This window comes from Actinomadura bangladeshensis, from assembly GCF_004348335.1.
Classification (GTDB): domain Bacteria; phylum Actinomycetota; class Actinomycetes; order Streptosporangiales; family Streptosporangiaceae; genus Spirillospora; species Spirillospora bangladeshensis.
This window is the reverse complement of record NZ_SMJW01000470.1, coordinates 1-2,777: the sequence shown is the minus strand read 5'-3', so window position 1 is coordinate 2,777 and position 2,777 is coordinate 1. Positions and strand designations below refer to the sequence as shown.

At 68.3% G+C, this 2,777-nt stretch carries 2 protein-coding genes; one reads left to right on the top strand and one right to left on the bottom strand.

Annotation, left to right across the window (positions count from 1 at the left end; all coding sequences use genetic code 11):
• Positions 1-22: 22 nt before the first annotated feature.
• Positions 23-499 carry a C40 family peptidase gene (locus E1284_RS40000; RefSeq protein ID WP_243715042.1) on the bottom strand — a complete coding sequence of 159 codons (477 nt, stop codon included), beginning with the start codon at positions 497-499 and terminating at the stop codon, positions 23-25.
• A gap of 1,080 nt (positions 500-1,579) precedes the next feature.
• On the opposite strand from E1284_RS40000, the gene E1284_RS39995 reads away from it, so the two are divergent.
• Positions 1,580-2,777 (top strand): family 1 glycosylhydrolase (locus E1284_RS39995; RefSeq protein ID WP_243715041.1); only part of this gene is annotated, 1,198 nt, incomplete at its 3' end.

Below are 2,777 nucleotides of genomic sequence, written 5' to 3'. Positions count from 1 at the left end.
GGCCACGAGTTCGGGGGGCGGGTCAGAGGCCGGGGCGGACGGCGCCGTTGAAGTTGCGCTTGTAGTACTTCGTCAGCTTGACCTTCTTGACGCGCTTGCCGGAGCTCGGCGCGTGGATCATGTAGCCGTGGCCGGCGTAGATGCCCATGTGGGTGCGGCCGCTGTAGAAGAACAGGAGGTCGCCCTTGACGGCTCCCTTCCAGGAGACCTTCTTCTTGACGGCGCGGTAGATCTGCTGGCTGGTGCGGGGCAGCTTGACCCCGGCCTTGCGCCAGGCGCCTCCGGCGAGGCCGGAGCAGTCCCACGAGCCGGGGCCGGTGCCGCCGTAGCGGTACGGGTCGCCGATCTGCTTCGCCGCGTACTTCACGGCGTAGGCCGCGCGCTCCTTCTGCTTCGCGGCTCGGGACTGCGCGGCGGAGACCTGCGCGACGGGCATCACCACGACGGCCTGCCGCGGTGGCGTCGCCGCCTCGGCCGGCCCGGCCGCGAGGACGGACACGCCGAGCGCCGCGGTCGTGGTGAGCAGGAGGCCGCCGCTGGTGAATCCGGCCTTCAGGGGGTTTCGGGGGGTATGCAGAATAACTCCAGACCTCGCGGTTGATGCCTACCGGGGCAGCCGTCAGCCCGGTGGTCGTCCACAGGGGTGCGGTCATGTCGCGGCCATTCCGCGGCGTCATTCGAGGGACGCGGGAAAGGCCGTGACCGCTTCCGGTTCCGTGTTTCATGGCCGCACGGATTCGGCGTCCGACGGCGGCTTTCGCGCGGGGTCCGCAGTGGACCGCCTGGGGGATCCGCGCCGGCCTCCGGTCGAGGGTGGCCGTGCGCGCCGCTGCCGCGCGTCGGGTGCGTGTTCTATTATCTGGGCGGCGGTTGTGCCGCATGAACCGGGCAGGAACGTATGCAGGATCGGGCGAACATGGCAAATCACTCCAGGCATTTCGACGTCCGCGGACGGTGGCGGGCGCACCGTGCTCCCGCCTTGGCCTGCGCTGATTCCGGGCATGTCACGGGAACTGTGAACTAGGTCACGAATTCCCGCAGGAAGATCGATTTCATGGTGACGCGTGCGGAGGCGGGTGGGAACTGGAATCGCGTTCTGTGGAAAACCTGGCCGCCGCAAAGTGGTCATTTGTGGCGTATATCACGTATCGGTAAATGGGTCGGTCGCGCGGCGCCGGCCACGGCGGCGACGGCGCGGTTGCGGACGGGCGAGATCGCCCGATTCGGCTGCTGAGGGGTTGACGGGCCGGTTCGGGCCGCCTGTAGTCCGAAGGAGACGCAGGTCCCGTTCCGGGGAAGGAGTCCCGTGTTCGGCAGCCCCGCCAGCCCCGCCCCTTCTGCCCACTTCGCTCGGTCTGCTCGCCTGTCCGCCGGCGTCGCCGGCCCTGCCCGCCGCATCGGATCCATCTGTCTCGCCGTGGTGCTCGTACTGACGCCGGGTGCGTCGCCCGCGACCGCCGCCGCGCCCACCCGGCCCGCGCTCGCGCCCACGTCAGCGCCCGCGCCCATGTCAGCGCCCGCGACCGCATCCGTGCCGGCGCCCGCAACAGTGAGGTTCCCGAAAGGCTTCCTCTGGGGTGTGGCCACGTCCGGGTTCCAGAGCGAAGGAGCCTTCCCCGACAGCAACTGGACGCGGTACGCCGCGAGCGGGGCGGGCGATGCGTCCGACCCTTACCGCGACTCCGTCGACTTCCGGCACCGCTACCCGGCCGATCTCAAGCTCGCCGAGAACCTAGGCGTGGACGTCTTCCGGACGTCCATCGAATGGGCCCGCATCGAACCGCGCCGCGGCCACCGGGATCCGAGGGCCCTCGCCTACTACGACGACCTCATCCGCCGCATCAAGGCCAACGGGATGCGGCCGATGCTCACCCTCGACCACTGGGTGTACCCCGGCTGGGTCGCCGACCAGGGCGCCTGGGGCAACCCCCGTACACAGGACGACTGGCTCCGCAACGCGCGCTTCGTCGTCAACCGCTACAAGAACCAGGGCGTCATCTGGATCACCTTCAACGAGGCCAGCGCCTACATCTACAAGGAACTCACCCACCGTCCGATGGACCTCGGACAGATGCTGAAGATGCGCGACGCCCTCATCAGGACGCATCGCGCCGCCTACGACATGATTCACAGGGTCGACCCGGGCGCCCTAGTGTCGAGCAACGTCGCCTACGGGACGGCGCTCAACGGCATCTTCGACGCCGCCCTGTTCAACGACGTCACCGACAAGCTCGACTTCATTGGGATCGACTACTACTACGGCGCGAACCTGCAGAACCTCACCTCGGTGTACGCGCTCACCGGCGAGTTCTGGAAGATCGACCCTGAGCCAGAGGGTCTGTACTACGTCCTGAAGAGCTACCAGAAGCGGCTGCCCGACCTGCCCGTGTACATCGTCGAGAACGGCATGTCCACCGACGACGGAAAACCACGCGCGGATGGCTACACGCGCTCGGACCACCTCCGTGACCACATCTACTGGATCCAGCGCGCGATGGCCGACGGCGTGAAGATGATGGGCTACAACTACTGGAGCCTCACCGACAACTACGAGTGGGGCAGTTACCGTCCCCGGTTCGGCCTCTACACGGTGGACGCGCTGACCGACCCGACCCTCACCCGCCGTCCGACCGATGCCGTCCCCACATACAGGTCGATCATCGCGAACCGGGGCGTCCCGTCCGGGTACGTGCCGGTGCGCAGGCCCGGCTGGTGCTCGATCGAGGATCCCGCCGCGACCTGTCTCGGCACGATCCCGACCCCGCCCGCCGCCTACC